Origin of the sequence: Legionella impletisoli (assembly GCF_900639875.1) — a bacterium.
Lineage (GTDB): Bacteria > Pseudomonadota > Gammaproteobacteria > Legionellales > Legionellaceae > Legionella_A > Legionella_A impletisoli.
Genome location: NZ_CAAAIA010000005.1, coordinates 108,454 through 133,828, shown reverse-complemented (window position 1 = coordinate 133,828; position 25,375 = coordinate 108,454). Strand labels below are relative to the sequence as shown.

Here is a 25,375-nt window from a genome sequence, read left to right as displayed (position 1 = left end):
CAATCTCTAAAAAGTGCGTACTATAAATGTTCAGCGGCATAATATGCAAGTCTTGATCGCTCTCCACGCGTTAAAGTCATGTGTGCGCTATGTTGCCAAGACTTAAAACGATCGACTGCAAAGGTTAACCCGGACGTGGTTTCACTCAAATAAGGGGTATCAATTTGTTTAATATCCCCAAGGCAAACAATTTTACTGCCGGGGCCTGCGCGAGTAACGAGTGTTTTAATTTGTTTTGAGGTTAAGTTTTGTGCCTCATCAATAATAATAAAACGATTTAAAAACGTACGTCCTCGCATGTAATTTAAGGAGCGAATTTTAATTTTATTTTGTAAGAGGTCTTGTGTGGCACTACGCCCAAAACTTCCGCCTTCTTGAGCGCTGTGCAGTACTTCAAGATTATCCATTAAGGCCCCCATCCAAGGCGTCATTTTTTCTTCTTCCGTGCCCGGTAAAAAGCCAATATCTTCACCCACTGGAATGGTTACACGAGTCATGATGATTTCATTGTATCGCTTAAGATCAAGCACTTGCGTAAGGCCTGCTGCGATGGTCAGTAACGTTTTTCCTGTACCTGCAGAGCCTTGTAAGGTTACAAAATCAATTTCAGGGTCCATTAACATATTGAATGCAAAATTCTGTTCGCGGTTTCTTGCAGTAATTCCCCAAATTGCATTTTTCGTTTGCGTGTAATCATGAGCGATTTGTACCACGGCATGACCTGGCTCAACTTGCTTTACCATGGCTTGAAACTGATTATCTTCCGTACTTAAACAATCATTTGGATTCCATTTATTCGTCAAGGGACCGTTAATGCGGTAGAACGTATCGCCACTTTCTTGCCATGCTTCCATATCTTTAGAATGACTATCCCAAAAATCGTTTTCCAGAATATGAACGCCGCTATGCAGCAAGTTCACATCGTCTAACACGCGGTCGTTATAATAATCTTCCGCTTGAATGCCAAGTATTCCCGCTTTAATTCGAAGATTGATGTCTTTAGAAATAATAATAACTTGTTTATCGGCATGCTGTTTTTGCAGACCAAGTGCTGTGGCAAGCAACGTGTTATCGACTTTATGTCCTGGTAAGGAGGTAGGGCGAAGTGGTTCATAATCATCGGTCTGAAAAAATAACCGTCCACTGCTTTTGACTTCTTCGGAAACCAAGTAATTCGGGATGGGCAATCCTTCTACGATTTGATCATGACTCGCATTGCTCATCAGTTCAACCAACATACGGTTGGTTTGACGGACGTTACGGGCAACTTCGGAGAGCCCTGTTTTATGATTGTCTAGTTCTTCCAAAACCACCATGGGCAAATATATATCATGCTCTTCAAAACGGAATATAGCGGTTGGATCGTGCATGAGAATGTTAGTATCCAACACAAACAACTTTTGTTCCTTTTTGGCGTCCATCATTTCTTCCTGATCTAAGTTCGTCATTTCATTGTGCTAAGCCGACTGTTAGCAGTCAAGTCTTTATCCTAAATTCGGTAGTTGAATTTAATTCGAAGAGCAATTGCCTCCTCTCTGCCTGCGTAGGGGAGGTTATAAACAGCTCGCGCTAGCGACGACACACAAAAATGAAAAAGCTACATCTTTCTTATGCAAGTTCTTCTAGCTTAGATAAGACTTCCTCAACATGGCCTTTTACCGATACTTTTCGCCATTCATGGCGCAATACACCATCTGGGTCGATAAGAAATGTGCTTCGTTCAATTCCTCGGACTTGCTTGCCATACATGGATTTCATTTTAATCACCTCAAATGCTTGGCAAAGGGTTTCATCTGGGTCGCTTATCAGTTCAAAAGGGAGTTCGTATTTGGCTTTAAATTTTTCATGAGACTTAAGACTATCGCGTGAAACACCTAAAATTTCCGCATTCTTTTTTTTGAACTTGGAATATTGGTCTCTAAACTCTTGGCTTTCAAGGGTACAGCCTGGTGTTGAGTCTTTGGGATAAAAATAAAGCACCAACCACTTCCCTCGATAAGCATCAAAATTAGATTGCACATTATTAGTTGCTACAAATTCAGTAGAAGGAATTTTTTCACCTAGATTCATGGGGTATTCTCCTAGTCAATATTCCAATTAAAGTTAGTTCCGTATGGCAGTTTCTAATATTATTGTCCTATTTTGAGTTGAATCGTTTATACTTGCTGTTTTTATTTTAGGGTATTTGAGTCTGTCCGAGCTATTTGATTTTCCTAGTCTATGGCAAGTAGAAAAACAAGCGCTCATTCCCTATCATTTTGAATGTTAACGTTTAGGTGTCTTATGACTGCTAAAATACAGCAAAATTCAACGATTGTCGTGAATAAAAAGGCACGCTTTGATTTTTTTATTGAAGAAGAGTACGAAGCAGGGATGGTGTTAGAAGGATGGGAGGTCAAAAGTCTTCGTGCTGGAAAAATAAATTTAGCCGAAGCGCATGTGATTGTAAAACGAGGTGAAGCTTGGTTGTTAGGTGCTCAAATTCAACCTTTACCTACCGCATCAACACATGATCACCCCGATCCTGTTCGCACTCGTAAATTATTGCTTCAAAAGCGGGAGTTAAATCAATTAATTGGTCGCGTAGAACGCCAAGGATATACCCTTGTCCCTTTATCGCTTTACTGGAAGCATAATCGGATTAAGGCCAAAATTGCGTTAGCTAAGGGTAAGAAAACTTATGACAAACGTGATTCCATCAAAGAGCGGGATTGGGCAAGAGACCGTTCAAGGCTAATGAAAAAATTAAATAAGTAATAGGTCTCGATGTTTTGGCAAGCGCTTTATAACGGATAGCTAGGCAGTCGCGTCCATATAAGTCTCTAAAACACTAATTTATTTTTTAACGTTGTGGCATAATCTTTGGTTTGCAGCAAAAAATCTTCGAATGAGGAGTCAATATGTGCGGGATTATTGGAGCCGTTTCACACAGGGAAGTTAGCAAAATATTATTAGAGGGCTTACGCCGATTAGAATATCGTGGCTATGATTCTGCAGGTATTGCGGTGATTAATTCTGATTTAAAACTGCAACGAGTTCGTATGTTAGGCAAAGTACAAACACTAGCCGAAGCGATGCAAAAAACTGCCGTGACTGGAAAAGTTGGTATCGCTCATACCCGCTGGGCCACCCATGGCAAACCTTGTGAGCAAAACGCGCATCCTCATCTCTCGCAAAATGAATTAGCTGTCGTTCATAATGGGATTATTGAAAATCATGAATCACTGCGTCAGTTTCTACAGGGCAAAGGGTATGAGTTTTTATCCGAAACGGATACAGAAGTAGCCGCACACCTGATTCATTATCATGGTAAGACTGAATCGTCTTTGTTACGAGCAGTTCAGGTGTCTGCAGAGCAAATGCAAGGCGCTTTTTCTTTAGGCGTAATTCACCAAGCGTTTCCCAATGAAATGATTGCTATTCGTAAAGGCAGCCCTTTGGTAGTGGGATACGGCATCGATGAATACTTTATTGCCTCCGATGCGTTAGCGCTTCGTACGTTCGCACAATCTGTGGTGTATCTCGATGAGGGTGAGAGTGCTTGTTTAACCCTTCAAGGCGTGAAATTGTATGATGCCAACAATAACCCCATCAATCGAGAAGCCCATTCTTTAAGCAATGATTCCCATGCAGTGAGTAAAGGGGAGTATCGCCATTTCATGCTCAAAGAAATTTTTGAGCAAAGCCAAGTGTTGGCGGATACCTTGCAGGGTCGAATTTCCAGTTTAAACGTTTTAAGAGCAAGCTATGGTGATCAGGCTTTAGCCGTTCTCGATAAAGTCAAACAAATCCATATTGTAGCTTGTGGTACAAGTTATCACGCTGGATTAATTGCCAAATACTGGTTTGAATCGCTGGCAAAGATTCCTACTTCCGTTGAAATTGCCAGCGAGTTTCGCTATCGGGATGTGGTGATTCACGAAGAAACCTTGTTTATCACGGTTTCGCAGTCTGGCGAAACCGCAGATACTTTGGCTGCTTTACAAAAAGCAAAAAAAATGAATTATCTTGCTTCGTTTGCCATTTGTAATGTGGCCACGTCAACCCTGGTTCGTGAGTCTGATTTTGTATTTTTAACTCGCGCCGGAATTGAGATAGGTGTTGCATCCACCAAAGCATTTACGACGCAATTAGCCGCTTTTTTAATGCTGGCAGCAGCTCTTGCTAAAGATGAACGAGCGAATGAGGTGCTTAGTCAATTACAGCAATTGCCACAACAATGCCAGCAAACGCTCAACATGAACAGTGAAATTGAATCACTCGCCACGAATTTTGTGAATAAGGCCCATGCTCTGTTTTTAGGTCGCGGCGTTCAATACCCTGTTGCATTGGAAGGTGCCTTAAAATTAAAAGAAATTTCTTATATTCATGCGGAAGCGTACCCTGCGGGTGAATTGAAACATGGACCACTTGCGTTAGTGGATGAAAGCATGCCGGTGGTGGCTATTGCTCCCAATGATGAATTGCTGGATAAACTAAAATCTAATCTTCATGAAGTTAGCGCACGTGGAGGCCAACTTCTGGTGTTCGTGGATGACTCACAGAGCTGGGAAGCGAATGGTGCCGTACTTATTAAAGTTCCGGCTTGCGGTAATTGGATTGCGCCAATAATTTATACTCTACCACTACAACTTCTGGCTTATCATGTTGCAGTGGTTAAAGGCACGGATGTAGATCAACCGCGTAATTTGGCTAAATCCGTGACCGTCGAATAGATTCATCTTCTGGTAGGCTCGCAATTCAAGAGACAACGGGTATAATGCGCATTTTTTAGATAGTTTTTATTAGATTTACGGGGAAATAGATGACTCAGGAGATGTTGGCAACAGCGTCGGTGATTGCAGGGGAACTCAACGCGCACGTAGCGCAGGTTGAAGCAGCGATTCGGTTATTAGATGAGGGAGCTACGGTTCCTTTTATAGCGCGCTACAGAAAAGAAGCAACCCAAGGGTTAAATGACAGTCAGTTACGGCTTTTAGCTGATCGTTTACATTATTTACGCGAGTTAGAAGAGCGTCGAAAAGTCATCCTCCAGACAATTAAAGACCAAGAAAAGCTCACTCCAGAGCTGGAAGAGGCAATCAAGCAAGCAGATACTAAAACACGACTTGAAGATTTATACCTTCCTTATAAACCAAAGCGCCGTACAAAAGCCATGCTGGCTAAGGAAGCGGGCTTAGAGCCTTTGGCACTTGACTTACTCCAGGATCCCTCTCTTATTCCAGAAGAATACGCTACGCGATTTGTAAATCCAGACGCAGGTGTTGAGGATGTAGCAACTGCGTTGGAAGGCGCACGTCAGATTCTTATGGAGCAATTCGCTGAAGAAGCAGATTTGCTTAAAGAACTAAGAAGCTACTTATGGCAACATGGTGTACTGACGTCTATGGGAACCAAAGAAAAAGCGAATGCTTTGGCCAATAAATTTGCCGATTATTTTGATTATGCCGAGCCTATTCGAAAAATTCCTTCTCATCGCGCCCTAGCTTTATTTCGAGGACGGCGAGAAAGTGCGTTACAATTGGCGTTAACCTTACCAGATGATCCCGATTATGGGGTGAAACGGATTGCCCAATATTTTAACGTCACAGAAGAAGGCCGAGCCGCAGATACGTGGCTTTTCGATACGATTAAACTGACTTGGAAAGTTAAACTCTTTACCAAGTTAGAATTAGAGTTGATGACGCAATTACGCGAGATGGCTGATGAAGAAGCGATTAAAGTATTTGCTTTGAATTTAAGAGATTTGCTGCTCGCCGCACCGGCTGGACATAAGGTGACCATCGGGCTTGATCCAGGAATTCGCACCGGCGTTAAAGTAGTGGTTGTTAATGAAACTGGTAAACTCTTGGATTACGCCACCGTTTATCCTTTTGCGCCAAATAATGAATGGCATCAGGCCATTGCAACACTTGCAAAATTAGCGGCACGCTATGAAGTCAATCTGATTAGCATCGGTAATGGTACTGCCTCTCGCGAAACGGAGCGTCTAGTCTCTGATCTAATTAAAATGTACCCAGATTTAAAATTGACCAAGCTTGTCGTTAATGAAGCCGGAGCGTCTGTTTACTCCGCTTCTGAGTTAGCTGCAAAGGAATTCCCTGAGTTGGATGTGACTCTGAGAGGGGCTGTTTCTATAGCAAGACGTCTGCAAGACCCTTTAGCGGAGCTGGTTAAAATCGAACCAAAATCCATCGGCGTAGGACAGTATCAACATGATGTGAATCAAGCCAAATTAGCTCGCGGTTTAGAAGCGGTGGTTGAAGATTGCGTCAATGCGGTGGGTGTCGATGTAAATACGGCATCGTCTGCCTTGCTGACGCGTGTTTCAGGCTTCAATGAAACCTTAGCGAAGAATTTGGTTGAATATCGTGATGAGCATGGTTCTTTTGCTACACGCGAACAACTGAAACAAATTTCTCGCATGGGTGAGAAAGCATACCAGCAATCTGCAGGCTTTTTACGAATTATGCAAGGAGAAAATCCATTGGATGCTTCTGCCGTTCACCCAGAGGCTTACCCTCTGGTTGAAAAAATCCTTGCCAGTAAAAACATCGTGATTTCTGAAGCAATTGGAAATCGTGATTTGCTTCGAGGCATTAATCCAGAAGAGTTTGTTGATGAGCAATTTGGATTGCCTACTGTATTGGATGTTCTCAAAGAATTAGAAAAGCCTGGACGTGATCCGAGACCTGAATTTAAAACGGCTAGTTTTAAAGAAGGGATTGAAGACATCAATCATTTGAAAAAAGGAATGATTTTGGAAGGTGTCGTGAGCAACGTTACGAATTTTGGCGCATTTGTAGATATTGGTGTCCATCAAGATGGTCTTGTTCACATTTCCGCACTCACCAATAAATTTGTCAGTGATCCCCGTACAATTGTTAAAGCGGGCGATATTGTTACAGTTAAAGTCATTGAAGTAGATGAAGAGCGACGTCGAATTAGCCTTTCGATGAGATTGGAAGATGAACAAGGGGTAACCACTCAAGCTAAAAAAGTTAAACCAGCTAAAACCAATACACCGAAAGTCATAAAGAAAAAAACACTGGATAAAAGCCCCGCACCTACTAAAACCTCATCGGCGAACAATAAGCCCGTGTTTAATACGGCTATGGCTGATGCACTCTCGAAATTAAAGCGTGGTTCATCATGATTTCAAAACCTAAAGGGGAGCTAACCATTCAAACTTTAGCCATGCCAGCAGACACCAATGCTAATGGTGATATATTTGGTGGGTGGTTGGTTTCTCAAATGGACCTTGCTGCCGGTGTTTTAGCAAAGAAGATTGCTAAAGGCCGGGTTGCAACGGTTGCTATTCATTCCATGACGTTTTTAAAACCGGTTCATGTCGGAGATGTGGTTAGCTGCCATGCTGAACTGCTTAAACAAGGTCGAACCTCGATGACCATTGCGGTAGAAGTCTGGTCAGAAGAACTTGGCAGCGGACATAAATATCGTGTCACTGAAGGCACATTTGTTTTTGTTGCTATTAATGAGCATGGCAAACCAAGACCTGTAGAAGATAAGGCATAATGGTAAACATTGAACGACTAAAAACCTGGTTGCATGATATCGCAGAAGTCATCGAACAAAGTCAAAATCTAGACCCTAGACATTATTCTCATTTCATACAAGAACCAGAGCTCGCCATAGGATTAATTGATCTCATCGTCGCCATGGAAGAATTAGATATTGATGTGGCTAAGCCTTATTATTCTGCTTGTGTTTTTGCACTCGAAATTTGTATTTCACAATTACAAGCTGCAACCGAATCACAAAACAAGCTGGCAGCACGATTATTAGACCAGTTAATGTCACACCTGGCCGATTCTATTCAAACGAGTGGCCACTCCTTGAGTTTCTGGCTTCCTATATTAAATGCTTTTTACGAGGTGCATGTCGAGCTGTCTGATGAACTTAAAGAAGCGTATTATTCGTTAGCTAGCGAAGAAGAGTTAACCTTACCACAAGAAGAAGACGCACATTTAAACTCCATACGAGATTTAATCGAGGAATTATCCGATCTTTCAACGTTTGATATTGCTGAAAACTTTTTTGCACAAAGCTATGCGTTGCCAGCGGAGTTTTTTACGGATCTAGTAATTGATTTATACAGTATTGAAGAAGGACAGGATATTGCTCTTTTAACCTTGCTTCATCCTAAAGCTGAAGTGCGTGATGTGGTCATTGGAACCATCGATCTTTTAATGGATAAAATCACGTTAAACTCAGTATCTTTATCGCGTTTGCAAGCCATCAAACACTGGTATCCCATATCCTATCAAGCCCAATTTGATCGTTGGATTAAAATCCAACGAAAGCGTGGCGTTGTCTTTCAGAACGAGAAAAAAAATCCTACGTTGCGAATTAAGGCCAGTGAAGTAGATGGTAGTGGTGCACAAGGAATTTTCATTCATTTTAAACAGCGAAAAATAAATCGTCTTTGTGGTTTATTGTTTAAGTTGGATATTGGTATTAAAGACGCCTGGTTTACACCAGATATCCCAACTGATGAGCTTAATCGTTATTATGATGAGTCTTTCGAAGAAACCGTGATGCTTCGCGATGTGGATATCGATTATTTAACATGCTTGACGAATCATTTCCTAGCCATCAGCATAGCTCATGGTGAAATGCCTGATTTACATTTGCTGGAGATTCAAGAAGAATTGGGTCTTCAATTTATCCCACAGCACATCGATGAAAAAGCTTTATTGCAACAACTCACGATACAAATTGCTCCCTTTACGCATGTCCGTGTTGATGAAGCTTTACAGCGCTCAAGAGGATGGTCTAAAACCAAACGATTTACTGAATCTTGGTATATTGAAAATCAAGACGTCGACAAAGTGGTGAATCAATTCTGTAGCTTTATGCAAGGAACTAAGGTCTGTGATTTTGAGGCTGCCATGGACGCTGTTTTTGCACAAGTTTTCGAAAAGCAGCGCGACCGTTGGTTGTTTCATTTTATCTGGGTTGCGCTTTGGCTAAAAAATAAGGCACGTAAAAGTGAAAAAACCTGGGAAGATTGTGTTTTAATTGCCCATCTTATTGCTCAGAATAAGCCGTTGTGCGAACTACCCATTATGCAGGAAATTTGTGAGCAAACCGTCCATAACAGCATTGAAACCATGACGGAGCGACGCACCTATTTAACTTAATGGATAGGTCTTTACGTCGCATCAATTTCTAAACATAGACCATCTCTGTGGATAACTTTGTTTATAACCTGTTTCTTTCAGTATAAATAACAAAGCCTAATCGACTCAAAGTGTTCCTACAAGAAATGTGGATAAGGAAGCATTCATTTAAGCCAAACAGGTATCAAATTGCTGAAGCAGTTCTTTTGCATGAGAGCGCGTTTGTTCGGTGACTTTCAATCCTCCAAGCATTCTTGCGATTTCATTGATTTTATCAGAATCTTGTAGACGTATAATGTGTGAGTAAGTTTGTTGTTGATCGCTATGCTTTTCTACAAGAAAATGGTGATGCGCGCTCGCTGCGACCTGGGGTTGGTGCGTCACACAAAACACTTGTAATCGCTCACCCAATGTGCGAAGCAATCGCCCTACTAAAGCAGCAGTGGCACCACCAATTCCGACATCGACTTCGTCAAAGAGTAAAGTAGGCGTACTTCCACGCTGGGCAGTAATCATTTGAATGGCAAGGCTAATTCGGGATAATTCGCCCCCGGAAGCCACTTTATTTAATGTGTCTGGTTTCATGCCAGGATTTGTACACACTTTATATTCAACTTTATCTTGACCATGAAGTTGCATCTTTTCAAGGGGGGTGATTTCTATTTCAATGTAACCATGTGGCATGCCCAATAATTGGATGGTGCCGCTGATTTCACCTGCTAATTTCTTGGCGTAACTATGGCGAGACTGGCGAAGTGTTTCTGCAGCTTTTTGATAGTCCTCGATGGCTGACTGATAGTCTTTTTTTAGTTCGATGAGTTTCTGGCCTGAATTGTCCAGCGTGTTTAATTCCTTCTCGAGTTCGATTAATACATTAGTTAACTGATTGGCATCTACGTGATACTTTCTTGCTGCTTGATGTAGTTGACTAATTCGCGCTTCCAACTCATTTAACCGCTCGGGATCTAGAGAAATTTGCTCTGAAAAACGGGTGATTTCATCGTTTGCTTCTTCGCATTGAATCAAGGCCGAATTAATTAATTCAAGCGCATTTTTAATTGGCTCTAGATGGGCTGGTAAACTCGATAACCGCTGCATGATGTGATTTAAGCCTTGTATAATATTTGGCTCATCATCGCTGTTGAGTAATGTGTTAATCTCTTGTGCATGTTCTAGGTATTCACGGGCATGATGTAAACATTGGTGTTCTTCATGAAGCTGTTGCATCTCTCCATCATGACTATTCAAATGACGAAGTTCTTCAATTTGAAATCGCAGCAATTCTTGCCGCTCTTCAGAAACATGTTGACGTTCAAGGCGTTCAATTTCTTTTTTAATGGTTTGAGCAGTTTGAAACAAAGCAGCAACGCGTTCAAGGAGAGAATCGTGATTTGCAAATTGATCAAGTTGCTGGCGATGTGTGGCATGATGAAGTAAGCTTTGATGCTGGTGTTGACCGTGAATATCCACCAAACGCTCACTGAGTTCTTTTACTTTTTGCAAGGGAAAAGGCTGGCCATTGATGTAAGATTTTGAGCGACCTTCCCCATGAATCACTCGGCGAAGGTAGATTACACCCTCATCACTGGATACCTCGTGCTCCTTAAGCCACTGGGCAGGCAGAGAATGTTCGTCATAATGAAAACAAGCGGTGATGTCGCATTTATCCGCACCAGGCCGTATCACGGATACGTCGGCGCGATCCCCAAGTGCCAACATTAGGGCGTCGATCATGATGGACTTACCCGCGCCTGTTTCACCTGTAAAAGCGGTCATTCCTGATTCAAAATCCAGTTCTAACTTAGCTACAATGGCAAAATTTTCAATGCGTAATGACGTGAGCATAATTTATCCCTGGGATTTGCTTCCCCACCCGAGTTTGATTCTTAACGTATCATAATAATTATATTCTTTGGGATGCAATAGCTTTAACTGTTGCGCATTTTTTTCAATCGATATAATCTGCCCTGGCTTGACTGTACGAGACTCATGGCCATCGCAGCTGATTTGCAAATCACTTTCATTGCTTTGGCTGATTTTTAAATCCACGACGTCGTGACCATCAATGACTAAAGGTCTTGTGGTTAAACTATGAGAAAACATCGGCACCATCACCATGGCGTTTAAAAGGGGGTGCATAATAGGCCCACCGGCTGATAAGGCGTAAGCCGTCGAACCAGTCGGCGTTGCTAAGATCAAGCCATCTGCTCGATAATGGCTGACAAATTGTTGGTTAATACACACGTCAAACTCAATTAAATGCGTTTCTCTTCCGCGACTTAAAACAACGTCATTGAGTGCATCACCCTGAAAGTAAGTGGAATCTTCGTCATGAATTCTCGTTTGTAATAAAAAGCGACGTTCTTCCTGGTATTCTCCATTTAAAACAGCACTGAGTTGGTCTTCAATTTCTGAAGGTGATATATCGGTTAAAAATCCCAGTCGTCCGCGGTTGATGCCAACGACGGGAACATTCACTTTAATCGCCATTCGAGCGGCTGAAAGTAAACTCCCATCGCCACCAACCACGACAATGATATCTTGATTTTCACCCATATTGTCACGCTCTAATACAGGCAATTTTAACTCAAAATTCGACGCGGTATCTGCATCCTGAAATGCCGCTATTTTTTTAGACTTTAAATACCCAATCAAGCGGTGTAGGGTTTCATTTACGCCTTGATTGGCGCGGTGTTGCCTTGCGTATAAAATTACACGTTTAAACTTTTGCTTGGTCATAACCAATCAGTCCTTATTGAGTTATGTGTCACTGCTAGCCGCACGTGCTGTTCGTTTACGCTCATGTTCTTTTAACTCTTTTTTACGAAGACGAATCGAGATTGGCGTGACTTCCACGAGTTCGTCATCATCGATAAATTCTAAGGCTTGTTCAAGCGATAATTTAATGGCTGGGGTTAAAATAATGTTTTCGTCACTTCCAGATGCACGAATATTCGTCAATTGTTTTTCTTTAGTCACATTGACCACAAGGTCATTATCTCTGGAATGGATCCCAACAATCATCCCTTCATACGCGACGGTTTGAGGCTCAATAAACAAACGACCTCGCTCTTGGAGGTTAAACAGCGCAAAGGCACGAGCCGTACCTTGGCAATTTGCAATTAACACCCCATTATTGCGTTTACCTATGCGACCACGATGGGCTGGGCCATAATGATCAAACACATGATACATTAAACCGGTTCCAGACGTACTGGATAAAAACTCGGTATGAAAACCAATCAAACCACGCGTTGGAATAATATAATCCAAGCGGACTCGACCTTTGCCATCTGGCATCATGTTTTGCAGTTCACCGCGACGTTCGCCTAGCTTTTCCATAATGCTGCCTTGATGCGTTTCTTCAATATCAACGGTCAAGTGCTCGTAGGGTTCTAGCATTTGCTCTTCTTCTTCACGAAGAATGACTTCAGGTTTTGAAATGGCCAATTCATACCCTTCACGGCGCATGTTTTCAATTAAAATAGATAAATGCAGCTCGCCACGACCAGAGACTCTGAATTTATCAGGATCGTCCGTGTCCTCCACCCGTAGAGCGACATTATGCAATAATTCCGTTTGTAATCGTTCACGGATTTTACGGCTAGTCACAAACTTCCCTTCTTGGCCTGCAAAAGGAGAATCATTAACTTGAAAGGTCATGCTGATGGTTGGCTCATCCACGGTCAGTGGTGGCAGAGCTTCAACAAGTGCTGGGTCGCAAATGGTATCGGAAATATTTAAAGGATCCACCCCTGTTATGGCAATAATATCGCCCGCTTGAGCTTGCTCAATTTCAACACGCTCTAATCCTTTAAACCCTAAGAGCTGCAATAATCGACCACTGCGAACGCCGCCTTCTTTATCAATAATTTTTATGGGTGATTTCGCTTTAATTTGTCCGCGGGTTACACGGCCAATGCCAATGGTCCCAACATAAGAAGAATAATCCAATGAGCTTATCTGCATTTGAAAAGGGCCTTTTTCATCCACATCAGGCGGGCTCACATGCTTAATGATGGTTTCCAGTAACGCATCCATGTTGTTCGTTTCGTCAGCTAAATCTAATTTGGCATAGCCATTTAATGCAGATGCATACACCACTGGAAAATCTAATTGTGTATCATTGGCGCCAAGATTATCAAACAGATCAAACACCTGGTCCATGACCCAATCAGGGCGTGCTCCAGGACGGTCGATTTTATTGATGACCACAATAGGATTTAATCCTTGGGCAAAAGCTTTTTGAGTGACAAATCGCGTTTGAGGCATGGGCCCATCGACAGCATCTACAAGCAACAGCACGCTATCCACCATCGATAAAATACGCTCGACCTCTCCACCAAAATCAGCATGCCCCGGGGTGTCGACAATATTAATTTGATGGCCATGCCAATGAACACAGGTATTTTTAGCTAAAATGGTAATCCCACGTTCTTTTTCTAACGCATTCGAGTCCATAACCCGCTCGACTTTAGGCGCACGTTCGTTCAACGTACCCGTTTGTTGTAAAAGCTGATCCACCAAGGTGGTTTTACCATGGTCGACGTGAGCGATGATGGCAATATTTCGAATCTTTTCAATCATGATTAACCTTAAAAAAGCAACACAGGACTCATGCCAATGCATGATAATCCAAGCTATTTGTTTATGTATTTACCATTATACATTGAAATTTGCAGAATATCGCTTATTTAATCGAAATCGTAGTTTCAAAACCAGAAGGTGCCACTCCTGGTCCTAAAGTCGAATATTGTATATTGAATTTACGATTATAGGCGATTATTAAACGCTTCTGGGTCAGCGGTGGGTACTCGTGTATAGCCGTTTTGTTGTTCACTATGAAAAATACCCAATCTTCCTAAAGGACCGCTGCTTTCCGCATGAGGTGTGGAAGAATGGCGCTGTTTCGTCCTTTTAATTTCTTCCTGACTTTGTTTAAGCAAAGCTTCTATACGCTTCTTGTCTTCTGTCGAAATAGGTTTAAGTTTTTTAACGGTTTTCAAAACATCGACGCGAAGGTCTATTTGCAAGGATTCGGTGACCGACAATAACGGTTGTAACTGTTGTCTATTTGCGATAGCGTTTTTAAAAGCGTCGATTAACATTTTGACTTGTTTCTCTAGAGGCAGTTTTATTATGAAGGGCACTAAATCGGTAATATGTTCGGGGTGGTAATCCCATATGACATTGAGTACGTTACTGAATTGATAATCATAACATTTTTTTTCAATGATCGTTTGTGCCGTAACCTCATCCAATTCGTTAATTAATGGAAACAATTGAGATAGAGATGTTGGGGAAAAACGCGCTATCAGCGTTAAAGCATTCCATCCGTCAGAGTCAGTTTGCTTTAGCATCGTTTCTTTGTCTTCAGGATTTAAACTCTTCAGATTTGGCAAGAGACTAGAAAGATGCATAGAATAATGCAGCAAGAGATTGCTATTGCCCGGAAAAACAGGCCCGGCGAGAAAATCTCGCATAACATTGTATGTCAAAGATTGCGTAAAGCTTAATAAAGGTTCGAGATCCCTTTTGTCACTGATGACTTGTTTAAACGCTTCTATGAGTAGATTAACTTGATCTGGTTGAGATAATTGACTAAAAATTAAGGGTAAAAGATCTATTAGGGTATTTCGTTCGTAAATAATGAATACGCTAAGCCAAGGGGATTTTAAAACCGCTGCCCCTTGAATTAAGCGAGCTCGGTTACCTGGAGAAACTAATTCCAAAAAGCATAGGTTATCCGTATTTCTTTGTTTAAATAGGGCTTGTTGCTGCGCTTCCTTAAGCGTATCTAACAGTTTTAAAAGGGCTAGGCATAGATCCAAATCCGCTGCCGAGAGCGCTAAAATAAAAAAGCTGCTCCCAATTCAATAGAAGTGATTTCTTCACCCATCGTACAACTCCCGATGAAGCGGTGAAAGAATTAATTCTAAGCTATTAAATTATATAAAATCTTCCCATTTCTCTTTCATGTGGCATGAGCTTTGCTAAACTTATAGTAGGAGTAAAAGAAAAAGGTGGTTAATTATGAAAAAATTAATTCTGCATCCCACCGATACCAGCCAATGGCACGCGTTGGTGAATGAAGCCCAGGCTGCAACCAGACTGGTTTTAAATGAAAACACGGAAAGTTACCTTGTGTTTTTATTAATGCGGTATTCTCAAACGACCCAACTCTTAGAGTCTGTGATAGCGCTTGATTTTTTAGAATCCATGCAATTGTTTGGAAAAAGACAAGTAGAGCGCTTAAAAGACGTGGGTGATAAGAGTTTGTTGTTCTGTGGCTTATTTCCAGGAATGGCTAATAAACGCCATGTTAGCCTTGAATATTTTAGCGACATGGGTCAAGCGGCGTACCTGTCTGTAGGAGAACTACAGGAACGCCATTCTGCTGATTTATTTTTTCAATTAAGCGAACAATTTAATACGATGCAGCAAATCTTACAGGCCATGCGCGGTGATTACTTCCATCTTTCTGATCCAGAAAGTGACATTTTGTCTTCATTGGATATGCCCATGCAATAAATATGTGGGGTAGAGGCTCGGATGAGCCTACCCCCGAAACAGCATGGTCACATCAATGGCATCGAATTGGTATTCTTTGTTGCAAAAATCACAACGAATGGCAACATGGCCTTGCTCCTTGAGCAAATTCTTTAAATCCTCTTCACCTAGAATAGTTAAAACTTGCTTCATTTTTTCTTGAGTGCAACGACATTGAAATTTTACCGCACGGGCATTGTACAACCTAAGCTCTGTTTCATGATATAAACGATGCAAAATGGTCACATTATCAAGGGTAATCAATTCTTCATCGGTGATGGTTTCGCCTAAGTGAACGGCGTATTCCCAAAATTGTTCGCGTTGTTGTGTATCTTGGCCAGGCATGAGCTGCAATAGCATGCCGGCAGCCTTATTGTCTTTAACGGTAAGCCAAACGCGTGTTGAAATCTGTTCTGATTGAGCAAAATAATGCATGATATTTTCACTCATGGAGGCAGAGTCAATTGGAACAACGCTTTGATACGCTTTGGTATTGTTATACTGATTGATGGTTAGTACCATTTTTCCAGCTAAAAACGCTGCATAATAATCAATCGCTTCTTTATCTTCGGACTCTTGATATTTTGCAAATCCTCGAACATTCAGTTGGTTATCGCATTGAATAATGAGCAGGGGGAGACGATGATCGCCATGAAACTGCAAACTGATTTCTCCTTCAAATTTAATGCTCCCTGCCAGCAATACACAAGAAATGAGCGCTTCTCCAAGTAACGTTCGAACATCTTCTGGATAGGGGTGTTGAGCCATGATGATTCGATATGTTTCATCAAGATGAGCTATCTCACCACGAATATTTGCATGCTCAAACATAAACCGCTGTAGGGTATCCGATTCTTTCATAATAATAAGCAAAACCAAAAGATAAAATTCTACCATAATTTTTCCAAGAAAGATTAAATCAGATAGCTCAAAACCAGAGTTTCACTTTTTAATCTGATATATACTTCGCGCGGTCATAATCTGCGGTTTTTGCCTGGCCCTTTTCGTTCCAGTTTGCCGTTTTAAGTTATAAATTGAGCAAGGCTATAGTTCGTCCGTAAACGATGAGTATGAAGTCTTTAGTTCAGCTTTGGTTAAAGTCCTGTCATAATCGCCAATTTTTGTAGGTTAGAACCATGCTTAATCCCCAACAAACTGCTGCGGTTAAATACATCGATGGCCCTTTGCTGGTGCTGGCAGGGGCAGGCAGTGGCAAAACACGCGTCATTACTCGAAAAATTGCTTATTTAATTGAAGAATGTGGTTATGCGGCTAAGAGTATTTTTGCCGTCACCTTTACGAACAAAGCGGCGAATGAAATGCGTGAGCGCGTTGCAGCCACACTTTCTTCCTCGACACGCCGCGGTTTAAAAGTAGCGACGTTTCATACCTTAGGACTTAGCATTTTAAAACGCGATCCTTTATTGTGTGGATTAAAAAAAGGATTCACCATTTTTGACCAAGAAGATTGCTTTGGCGTGATTAAAAGCTTATTGCCAACAGCAAAAGCCAATCAGAAAGAAGAGATTTTATCCATTCAATATCAAATTTCCCGTTGGAAAAACGATTTGCTTGGACCAGAGGTCGTACCGAGTTCGTTAGATAATCCTGTTTTAATGGAGGCTTCACGACTATACATCGACTACCAAAAAACCTTGCAAGCCTACAATGCCGTTGATTTCGATGATTTAATTCGCTTACCGGTGCAACTATTTAAAAATCATCCTAATACTTTAGAGCATTGGCAAAACAAGATCCGCCATTTACTAATTGATGAATATCAAGACTCCAATACTTGCCAGTATGAGCTCGTTCGCTTGTTGGTTGGGGGGCGGGCGAGCTTTACCGTTGTTGGTGACGATGATCAATCCATTTATGCTTGGCGTGGCGCTCGTCCTGAAAATTTAGCACAATTGCAAGCGGATTTTCCAGAACTTAAAGTCATTAAACTTGAACAAAACTATCGTTCAACGGGGCGTATTCTTAATGCAGCCAACCATCTCATCAGCCATAATCCACATTTATTTGAAAAAAAATTATGGAGTGAATTAGGGCACGGGGAGTTAATAAGAGTCCTTTGTTGCCGCGATGAGCAGCATGAGGCCGAACAGGTGGTTATGGATATGATTAGTCATAAGCTTCGCCATGGTACTTCGTTTGGCGATTACGCTATTTTGTATCGTGGTAATCATCAAGCCCGGCAATTTGAAAAAGTCTTGAGGCATCATAGTGTTCCTTATCATATTAGTGGCGGCCAGTCTTGGTTTGCTCGAAGCGAAATTAAAGATATTTTTGCTTATCTAAAACTTTTATGTAATGAAGCAGATGATGCGGCTTTTTTAAGGGTCATTAACACCCCTAAACGTGGTATTGGTGAAACAACGTTATCGGCACTTGGCCATTATGCTCAAATGAAAGGTCAAAGTTTATATGTTTGTTGTGATCATTTGGCATTGAGTCAGCATATTCAGGATAAATCTCGCACCGCTTTACAAACATTTAAATCCTGGCTAGACCGCGTTAAACGCCGATGTGAGTCAGAGCCTGTCATTGACGTATTGCGGGAAATGGTTGAGGAGATTGGATATGAGGCGTACTTATACGAACAAAGTGATGCGCCGATTAAAGCTCAAAAACGCATGGAAAATGTGCTGGAACTATTAGACTGGGTTGGCCGTTTACTGGATAAGAAGGAAGAACAGACGCTAAGCGATGTGATTAATAAGTTGATTTTAATTGATATTCTTGAACAATCGGATGAGGGAAGCCGTGAGCAATTACAACTGATGACGTTGCACGCATCAAAAGGACTCGAATTCCCCTATGTTTATTTGGTAGGCATGGAAGAGGAGCTACTGCCCCACCGCGAAAGCATCGAGCACGATCAGATTGAAGAGGAAAGGCGTTTGGCTTACGTTGGGATTACGCGCGCACAAAAGGCTCTTTGCCTTACGTTAGCTAGACAACGTCGCCGTGCAGGCGAATTACAAGATTGCTTGCCCAGCCGGTTTCTCGACGAATTGCCACAAGATTATCTTGAGTGGTATGGAAGAACTGGGTCTCGCGATGAAAAAAAATCAAAAGCAATCGCGCGTTCGCATTTAGAAGGATTAAAAAATTTACTGGATTAAATTTCCACCCACTTGACCCCTCTACTACTGCCTACCTGGGCCAACTAGCTCCTACCTAAGCTCAGCTGGCTCTGTCATGGCCCAATTTTCCCTTACCTGACCAGTCTTCCCCTACTTGGCCCGTCTTTCCCTACTTGGTCCGTCTTCCTCCTGCTTGGTCCGTCTTCCCCCTGCTTGGCCCGTCTTCCCCTACTTGGTCCGTCTTCTTCCTGCTTGGTCCGTCTTCTACCTGCTTGGTCCGTCTTACCCTACTTGGTCCGTCTTCCCCCTGCTTGGCTCGTCTTCCCCCTACCTGGCCCGACTGGTTCGGGCCATCTCCTAAACACACAACTCATTAGATGGCCCGAACCAGTCGGGCCAGGTAGTAGAAGTCTTGTAACAAAGTAGAAGACATGTGTAGAGGGAATCCTGTCCACCCATAGGTGGAATCCTTTTTGGCCGGGAGATAGAGCCACGGCCTAGAGGAAATTTATCCAGCAAGAGAAGGGCCTGCAACACGCTCGGGTAACGCTTCTAAAAATGCCTTATTTTCCTGATGAGCAAAGAAACCATGTTTTTGTCTTTGACCCAATATGGAAATCACTTGTTCTGGTTTTTCATCACGTATTTCTTGTTGTAATGCTGAAAGCTTGTCGTGTTCTTTGCTTTCTTTTTGTTTTTGGCGCTCAATTCGATGTAATACGTGAGCTTTTTGCCAAGCTGATGAAGGCTTAACTGAATCGGTTTTTAGCGTAACGGTTTGCTCCATAGGAATTCCTCTTTGCTTATTCCAGGCACTGGCAAAGCTCATGGGCTTTCGAGGATCTTTGTTGAATTGGCTTGCAGCACAATCCCAGGCAGCTGCGAGCATGATCAACGGTGAAAACAACAACTTTAAAAACCGCGTGGGCAAGTCATTATCATGGCTGTGACTGTGCTCAGCACCAAGTCGAGCATCCAACAAATCTTTGGTCTGTGCCTCACCATGATGATGGTGATGGGCATGGGGGATAAAATAATGCGCATCCTCGAATCCTTCGCTAATTAGACCAAATAAAGCCGATAGCGTTTGTGGGATGCCGGGAACGCGATCGGCCGTCACGGCGATTCCAACTAAATGACCTATAAATAATAGAATTCTTAAGGGCGTGAACGTTAGTTTTAATAGCAATCGGAAGGGGTTCAACAATTGCCCCCAATTTTCACGCTGACGCAAATTAGCGAACGCGCGTTGAATGGTGTTTAAAAATCCTGACTTGGAGTCACTGGATGAGTGATGATGGTCGTGATGTGAAATCGCCCCATCAATCAGCTCTAAGGTCTCACTGGTATTTTGTAAATTAAATACCACAGCAGATAATCCAGTGATAATAGGATTTATCACGCCCATGATAAATCCAGGCAACTTCCCCATCCAATTAAAAAGCGGCCTCGCTTCTTTCACGACTGTCCACCAGGTGCCGGCAGTACAAATGGTTAAGGCAATGGCCATGGCAACGAGTAAGGTGGTTGTCATGGCCATGAACACGTTTTTGACAGTGAATCCTTTTTTAAAATCATCCCGAATTTTGTTATACCATTGGCCGAGGGTGTTGTTGCTAATCATATCCGTGATGGCATTGTATGTTAAAAGCCCATACGCAGCGCCTGCGACAATGGCCATAGGAACAATCATCAGCGGCCAGGCTGCAAAAGGAATAAATGCCAGCAAAGGAATGGCGCTAAAGGCTTCGACTAAGAGATACGTCGTTCCAAGACCCATGAATATCCCGGCGAAAGCGCTGAATGCTTTTACACCCTGAAACCAATAGTTTCGACGAATAAACGTTGCTCGCCATTCAGATTGCGCATGTTTTGCCAGCCAATTTCTTAACTCAAGGTCATAATCTGTTGCCGCAGTAGCATCCTCTTGTTTTGCAAAAAACTGTGCTGAAAACCATTTTTCCATGTCTTTTAGGGTCTTAGCGATTTGTTTTTTCTGTTTGCGACTTTGTTTGTCCAGACGTTTATCACCAAATTGATTCAGCAAATGAAGTTGCGCTTCGTAATCTTTAAAAAATTGTGGACAATCTTCGGCAGTGGTGTCTGGAAAGTGAAGAAGTAAATATTGTCTTGCAATCTGGTGTTTTAAAAAATCAGCTTTAAATAGTTTATTTAAAGCGCCCTTAATGTTTTGTAGATAAATCTCACCTTCATAGGCAACCGAAAGTCCAAACGCTGCGAAGGCAAGTGATAAAAAGGGGAAGAGCGCATACATGCCGCCAAAACTTAAAAACCCAAGGATTAAACTTGCACCAGCGGTTAAAAGTAAAAGGGATAATTGATAAGGCAATTTTTTTAATAATTTTTTATTTAAGGTCATAAAAACACCAGACTGGGCCAAAAAAAAGAATTGGTACTTTATAACGAATGAAAATGATTATCAATAACCTTTGTGATTTAAATTGTTAAATCATTTGGTCAGGCCAAATAGATGTGGTTTACTAAAAACTTAAGCCATCTTCTTAGAGTCTATTACCCAATGGCCCTAAGTTTTTAAATTGAAAGCAATTAAGGATTTCTCATGAGACAAACATTTACGCTGTATTTATTAGCAGGATGGTTGATAACAACCGCAGCAATCGCTATGCCTGAACCAACGACGCAACAGCTTCAAGTGCCAAGTTGCCTTGCTAAGACCTTAACAATGCCCTATAAGGTTATAGCTGAAACTCATGCCTTTAAAATCATTGAAGTCCCCTTTAATCAGCTGGATGATATTCGCATAGCAGCCGATAAAGCACGTTGTGGGCGTTTTGTGAACGTTACGAAAAAATTAGAAGCGCAATCAAAAGAGGAACGTTTGCTGAAAGCCAAATTGCTGCTTTTAAAACCTAAACCCAAAGCGGCGCTTAAAGAACCGATCCGCTACTCCCTTCAGCATCATTCCGAGGTACAAAACGCGTTGGCTCTTGTGGAGGATAAACGTATTGAAGACACGTTGATTCACCTAACTTCTTACACCAATCGCTCCGCTGTTTTGAATAATGGTGTTCAAACGGCTCAGTGGCTGAAACAATCGTTTGATCAAATGGCTATCGAATATGGTCGCAAGGACGTCGATTCCTATTTTGTAACCACGGGAGGATGGTTTATTCAGCCTTCAGTCGTAACGGTTATCGGTCATGATTTGTCAAAGCCAGGGATTGTCATCGGTGCTCATATGGATACATTAGGCAAAACAGAGCGTCAACGCATGCCAGGTGCTGGCGATGATGGCAGTGGCTCAGCAAGCATTATGGAAGTTGCCAGAGTGCTTTTATCTTCTAAACTGGCTTTAAAACGTCCCATTTACATCATTTGGTACGCAGCAGAGGAACAAGGATTAGTTGGTTCTCAGGCCGTGGTACAAGCGTTTAAAGATCAAAACATCCCAGTATTTGCAGCGATTCAGTTTGATATGACTGGTTTTCGTAATGATCCCAATGATAAAACCATGTGGGTTTTTAAAGATTATACGGATCCATCGCTCAGTGATTTTGTGAGCGAATTAATAACAACCTACATCAACGTGCCAGTAAAATATTCACGTTGTGGCTATGGTTGTAGCGATCACGCTTCCTGGAATGTAGAAGGAGTACCGGCTGCATTTCCTTGTGAAACAAGTTTTGAAGCACATAATCCCTATATTCATTCGGCTTTAGATACCATGGATTTATTAAGTACAGACCACATGTCTAACTTCACAAAATTAGGATTAGCGTTTGCTATTGAACTGGGGGCGCGTTAATCCATTTTAGGTTAAACATTACCTGGATCTGATTTGTTGTGCACCTTAGGAGGAGGGCACAACGACTCGGATAAAACTTGGCCTTCCATATTCACAGTTTTTAAGGATACAGGAAATTTCCAAAGTGTATGCAAATGTTTTAAGACTTCATTAGCTGATGTGGCAAGTGGAATTCGGTTTTGTTGAGTGTAATGTAACGTCAATTGGCGATCGCCTTCCAAATCAACGGAGTAAACTTGAATATCCGGTTCAAAAGCACTTAGATTATATTGTTTGGACAGGGCTTCACGAATTTTTTGATACCCGTCTTCATCATGAATCGCATTCACAACCAACTCGGGATGAATATCATCATCCACAATATGAAATAGCTTCAATTCTCGTATAAGCCTAGGTGATAAAAACTGAGCCACAAAGCTTTCATCTTTGAAATTGCGCATGGCGTTATCGAGCGTGGTTAACCAGTCGGTGTTCGCAAGATGGGGAAACCATTTTTTATCTTCATCCGTCGGCGACTCACAAATGCGCTTAATATCTTGCATCATGTGATACCCTAGCGTGTAAGGGTTAATGCCGCTAAAATAAGGGCTATTGTATGGAGGTTGCATAATCACATTCGTATGATTTTGCAAAATTTCAATCATAAATTCGTCGGTTACTAACCCTTCGTCATATAAGGCATTTATGAGGGTATGATGCCAAAAGCAGGCCCAACCTTCATTCATGACTTTGGTTTGGCCTTGAGGATAAAAATATTGTGCAATTTTTCGAACAATACGGACAATTTCGCGCTGCCAAGGTTCTAACAAAGGTGCATTTTTCTCAATGAAATAAAGAATGTTTTCTTGTGGCTCTTCAGGAAAACGTCTCTTTGAGCGGCGTTGCTCTTGATCTTTACCTTTCGGAATGGTCCGCCATAATTCATTGATCTGGGATTGCAAATACATTTCACGATTCTGCTGGCGTATTTTTTCTTCTTGAATAGACAGGGTTGGGGGGTGTTTATAACGATCAACTCCATAATTCATTAACGCATGGCAAGCATCTAAAGTGGATTCGACTTGATCGATTCCATAGCGTTCTTCACATTCGCTAATGTAATTTCTTGCAAACACCAGATAATCTATAATGGCATCGGGTGACGTCCACATTTTAAATAAATAATTATTTTTAAAGAAAGAATTATGCCCATAACACGCATGCGCTATCACCAAAGCTTGCATCGCCATGGTATTTTCTTCCATGAGATAAGCAATGCAAGGGTTGGAGTTAATGACTAATTCATAAGCTAAGCCCATTTCACCGCGCTGATAACTCTTTTCAACGCCCACAAAACGTTTTCCAAAAGACCAGTGATGATAACCAATGGGCATGCCAACGGAGGCATAGCTATCCATCATCTGCTCAGCGGTAATCACCTCAATTTGATTCGGGTAAGTATCTAGTCCGAAATCTTTTGCGATACGGCCAATTTCTCTGTCGTAGTCTTGTAATAATTCAAAGGTCCATTCAGCCCCTGTTGATAACGGCTTTTTGCTCATACCGTTTTCCTTTTAAAAAGTTCGCGAAAGACGGGGTAAATATCGGCTGCGTTATCAATATTTTCCATAGCAAAATTAGAATATTTTTTACCCACTTGTTGATAGACTTCCCATAAGCTTTGATGGTGCCTAGGCATGATTTCAATGTAGGCAAAATATTGCAGTAAAGGCATAATCTTTTCTTGCAATAACTCCAGACAATAAGGGGAATCTGCGTTCCAGTTGTCGCCATCGGATGCTTGTGCTACATAAATATTCCAAGCCGCTGGACTGTAGCGCTTGTCGATAATGTCATGCAGTAACTCCAATGCACTAGAAACGACCGTTCCACCCGTTTCACGCGAGTAAAAAAAATCTTCTTCGCTTACTTCTTTAGCCGACGTATGATGACGGATAAACACTAGTTCAATTTTTTCATAATTTCGGGTCAAAAAGAGATAAAGCAAAATAAAAAAGCGCTTAGCAATGTCTTTTTTGGGTTCATCCATAGAGCCTGATACGTCCATGACACAAAACATCACTGCCTGAGTGGATGGGGTTAATACTTTGGTGTGTTTGTTATAGCGCAGATCAATGGTGTCAATAAATGGTACGGCGCTGACTTTCTTTTTTAGAAACTCCACATCACGGGTTAAGCGATTCACCTCTACTTGGTCAGGATTAGAGGCATTTAAAAGCGCTTTTAGTTCTTCCTCTGCTTCTTTCAATTGTCGCTTATAGTTTGATGCAAGCGCTACTCGTCGACCTGTGGCTTGTTTCATGGAGCGCAATACATTAATGTTGGTGGGTGTTCCACTGGTAGTAAATCCTGCTCGGACATGTTTAAACGTATTGATGCGAGCTAATTCTTTACGAATCAGATCAGGTAATTCTAGGTCTTCAAAATACAACTCTAAGAATTCCTCACGGGATAACTGAAACACAAAATCATCTTCCCCTTCCCCTTGATCACTAGCCTCACCTCCACCACCGGATTGACCCTGGCCTCCAGGTCGTTTAATTTTATCGCCGGTAACAAATTCATCATTACCGGGTAAGACGCGCTCCACTCGACCCCCTTTAGCTGGTGAAAAGCGAGGCTCTGAAATGTCTTTTGCAGGAATGGTAATTTGCTCACCCTGATCAATCTCCGTGATGCTTCGTCGTCCAACTGCATCGGATACAGCGCGTTTAATCTGGCTTTTGTAACGCCGTAGAAAACGTTGCCGATTGACGGTGCTTTTTTTACCAGCATTTTGTCTTCGGTCAATCAGTTGGCTCATA

The 25,375-nt window shown here is 41.9% G+C and carries 18 protein-coding genes; 8 read left to right on the top strand and 10 right to left on the bottom strand.

Features of this window, described 5'->3' with window-relative positions:
* Positions 1-20: 20 nt before the first annotated feature.
* A complete protein-coding gene (locus tag E1O41_RS06810) occupies positions 21-1,448 on the bottom strand; it encodes a PhoH family protein (protein ID WP_229669339.1) in 1,428 nt (475 codons plus the stop codon).
* A 160-nt stretch (positions 1,449-1,608) separates the two neighbouring features.
* A complete protein-coding gene (locus E1O41_RS06805; protein ID WP_131776568.1) occupies positions 1,609-2,070 on the bottom strand; it encodes a peroxiredoxin in 462 nt (153 codons plus the stop codon).
* A gap of 213 nt (positions 2,071-2,283) precedes the next feature.
* Here E1O41_RS06805 and smpB point away from each other — a divergent pair, with 213 nt between their 5' ends.
* From smpB to E1O41_RS06780, 5 genes are all read left to right on the top strand, one after another.
* Positions 2,284-2,757: an SsrA-binding protein SmpB gene (gene smpB, locus E1O41_RS06800; protein ID WP_131776567.1), complete on the top strand. Its 474-nt coding sequence runs from the start codon at positions 2,284-2,286 to the stop codon at positions 2,755-2,757.
* Positions 2,758-2,900: 143 nt separating this feature from the next.
* Positions 2,901-4,715, top strand: coding sequence for a glutamine--fructose-6-phosphate transaminase (isomerizing) (glmS, locus tag E1O41_RS06795; protein WP_131776566.1), 1,815 nt, complete (start codon positions 2,901-2,903; stop codon positions 4,713-4,715).
* A gap of 89 nt (positions 4,716-4,804) precedes the next feature.
* Positions 4,805-7,156, top strand: a complete 2,352-nt coding sequence (locus E1O41_RS06790; RefSeq protein ID WP_131776565.1) for a Tex family protein — start codon at positions 4,805-4,807, stop codon at positions 7,154-7,156.
* Positions 7,153-7,536, top strand: coding sequence for an acyl-CoA thioester hydrolase YciA (gene yciA, locus E1O41_RS06785; RefSeq protein WP_165481140.1), 384 nt, complete (start codon positions 7,153-7,155; stop codon positions 7,534-7,536). The genes E1O41_RS06790 and yciA overlap by 4 nt, the downstream gene beginning before the upstream one ends.
* Entirely contained in the window at positions 7,536-9,164 is a 1,629-nt protein-coding gene (locus tag E1O41_RS06780) for a hypothetical protein (protein ID WP_131776564.1), read from the top strand. Before yciA ends, E1O41_RS06780 begins: the two co-directional genes overlap by 1 nt.
* Before the next feature lie 147 nt (positions 9,165-9,311).
* On the opposite strand, the gene recN is transcribed toward E1O41_RS06780, so the two are convergent.
* From recN to E1O41_RS06760, 4 genes are all read right to left on the bottom strand, one after another.
* Positions 9,312-10,988 carry a DNA repair protein RecN gene (recN, locus tag E1O41_RS06775; RefSeq protein WP_131776563.1) on the bottom strand — a complete coding sequence of 559 codons (1,677 nt, stop codon included), beginning with the start codon at positions 10,986-10,988 and terminating at the stop codon, positions 9,312-9,314.
* Between the two features lie 3 nt (positions 10,989-10,991).
* Positions 10,992-11,882, bottom strand: coding sequence for an NAD(+) kinase (locus tag E1O41_RS06770; RefSeq protein ID WP_131776562.1), 891 nt, complete (start codon positions 11,880-11,882; stop codon positions 10,992-10,994).
* A 21-nt stretch (positions 11,883-11,903) separates the two neighbouring features.
* Positions 11,904-13,730, bottom strand: a complete 1,827-nt coding sequence (gene typA / locus E1O41_RS06765; protein WP_131776561.1) for a translational GTPase TypA — start codon at positions 13,728-13,730, stop codon at positions 11,904-11,906.
* Between the two features lie 185 nt (positions 13,731-13,915).
* Positions 13,916-14,974 (bottom strand): hypothetical protein, encoded by a 1,059-nt coding sequence (locus tag E1O41_RS06760; protein ID WP_131776560.1) that lies wholly within the window; start codon positions 14,972-14,974, stop codon positions 13,916-13,918.
* Positions 14,975-15,176: 202 nt separating this feature from the next.
* Here E1O41_RS06760 and E1O41_RS06755 point away from each other — a divergent pair, with 202 nt between their 5' ends.
* Entirely contained in the window at positions 15,177-15,674 is a 498-nt protein-coding gene (locus E1O41_RS06755) for a hypothetical protein (RefSeq protein WP_131776559.1), read from the top strand.
* 27 nt (positions 15,675-15,701) lie between these two features.
* Here the strand turns inward: E1O41_RS06755 and hslO are convergent, their stop codons facing one another.
* Positions 15,702-16,553: an Hsp33 family molecular chaperone HslO gene (gene hslO / locus E1O41_RS06750; protein WP_131776639.1), complete on the bottom strand. Its 852-nt coding sequence runs from the start codon at positions 16,551-16,553 to the stop codon at positions 15,702-15,704.
* A gap of 275 nt (positions 16,554-16,828) precedes the next feature.
* Between hslO and E1O41_RS06745 the strand changes: the two genes are divergently transcribed.
* Positions 16,829-18,823, top strand: a complete 1,995-nt coding sequence (locus E1O41_RS06745; RefSeq protein ID WP_131776558.1) for a UvrD-helicase domain-containing protein — start codon at positions 16,829-16,831, stop codon at positions 18,821-18,823.
* A 469-nt stretch (positions 18,824-19,292) separates the two neighbouring features.
* Here E1O41_RS06745 and E1O41_RS06740 read toward each other — a convergent pair whose 3' ends face one another.
* Positions 19,293-21,164, bottom strand: a complete 1,872-nt coding sequence (locus tag E1O41_RS06740; protein ID WP_131776557.1) for a hypothetical protein — start codon at positions 21,162-21,164, stop codon at positions 19,293-19,295.
* 201 nt (positions 21,165-21,365) lie between these two features.
* On the opposite strand from E1O41_RS06740, the gene lapA reads away from it, so the two are divergent.
* Positions 21,366-22,571, top strand: a complete 1,206-nt coding sequence (gene lapA, locus E1O41_RS06735) for an aminopeptidase LapA (RefSeq protein ID WP_131776556.1) — start codon at positions 21,366-21,368, stop codon at positions 22,569-22,571.
* Positions 22,572-22,582: 11 nt separating this feature from the next.
* Here the strand turns inward: lapA and E1O41_RS06730 are convergent, their stop codons facing one another.
* Entirely contained in the window at positions 22,583-24,112 is a 1,530-nt protein-coding gene (locus E1O41_RS06730) for a SpoVR family protein (RefSeq protein ID WP_131776555.1), read from the bottom strand.
* The gene (locus E1O41_RS06725; RefSeq protein WP_131776554.1) at positions 24,109-25,374 is read right to left on the bottom strand and encodes a YeaH/YhbH family protein; all 1,266 of its coding nucleotides are present in this window, start codon (positions 25,372-25,374) and stop codon (positions 24,109-24,111) included. Before E1O41_RS06725 ends, E1O41_RS06730 begins: the two co-directional genes overlap by 4 nt.
* Between the last annotated feature and the right edge of the window lies 1 nt (position 25,375).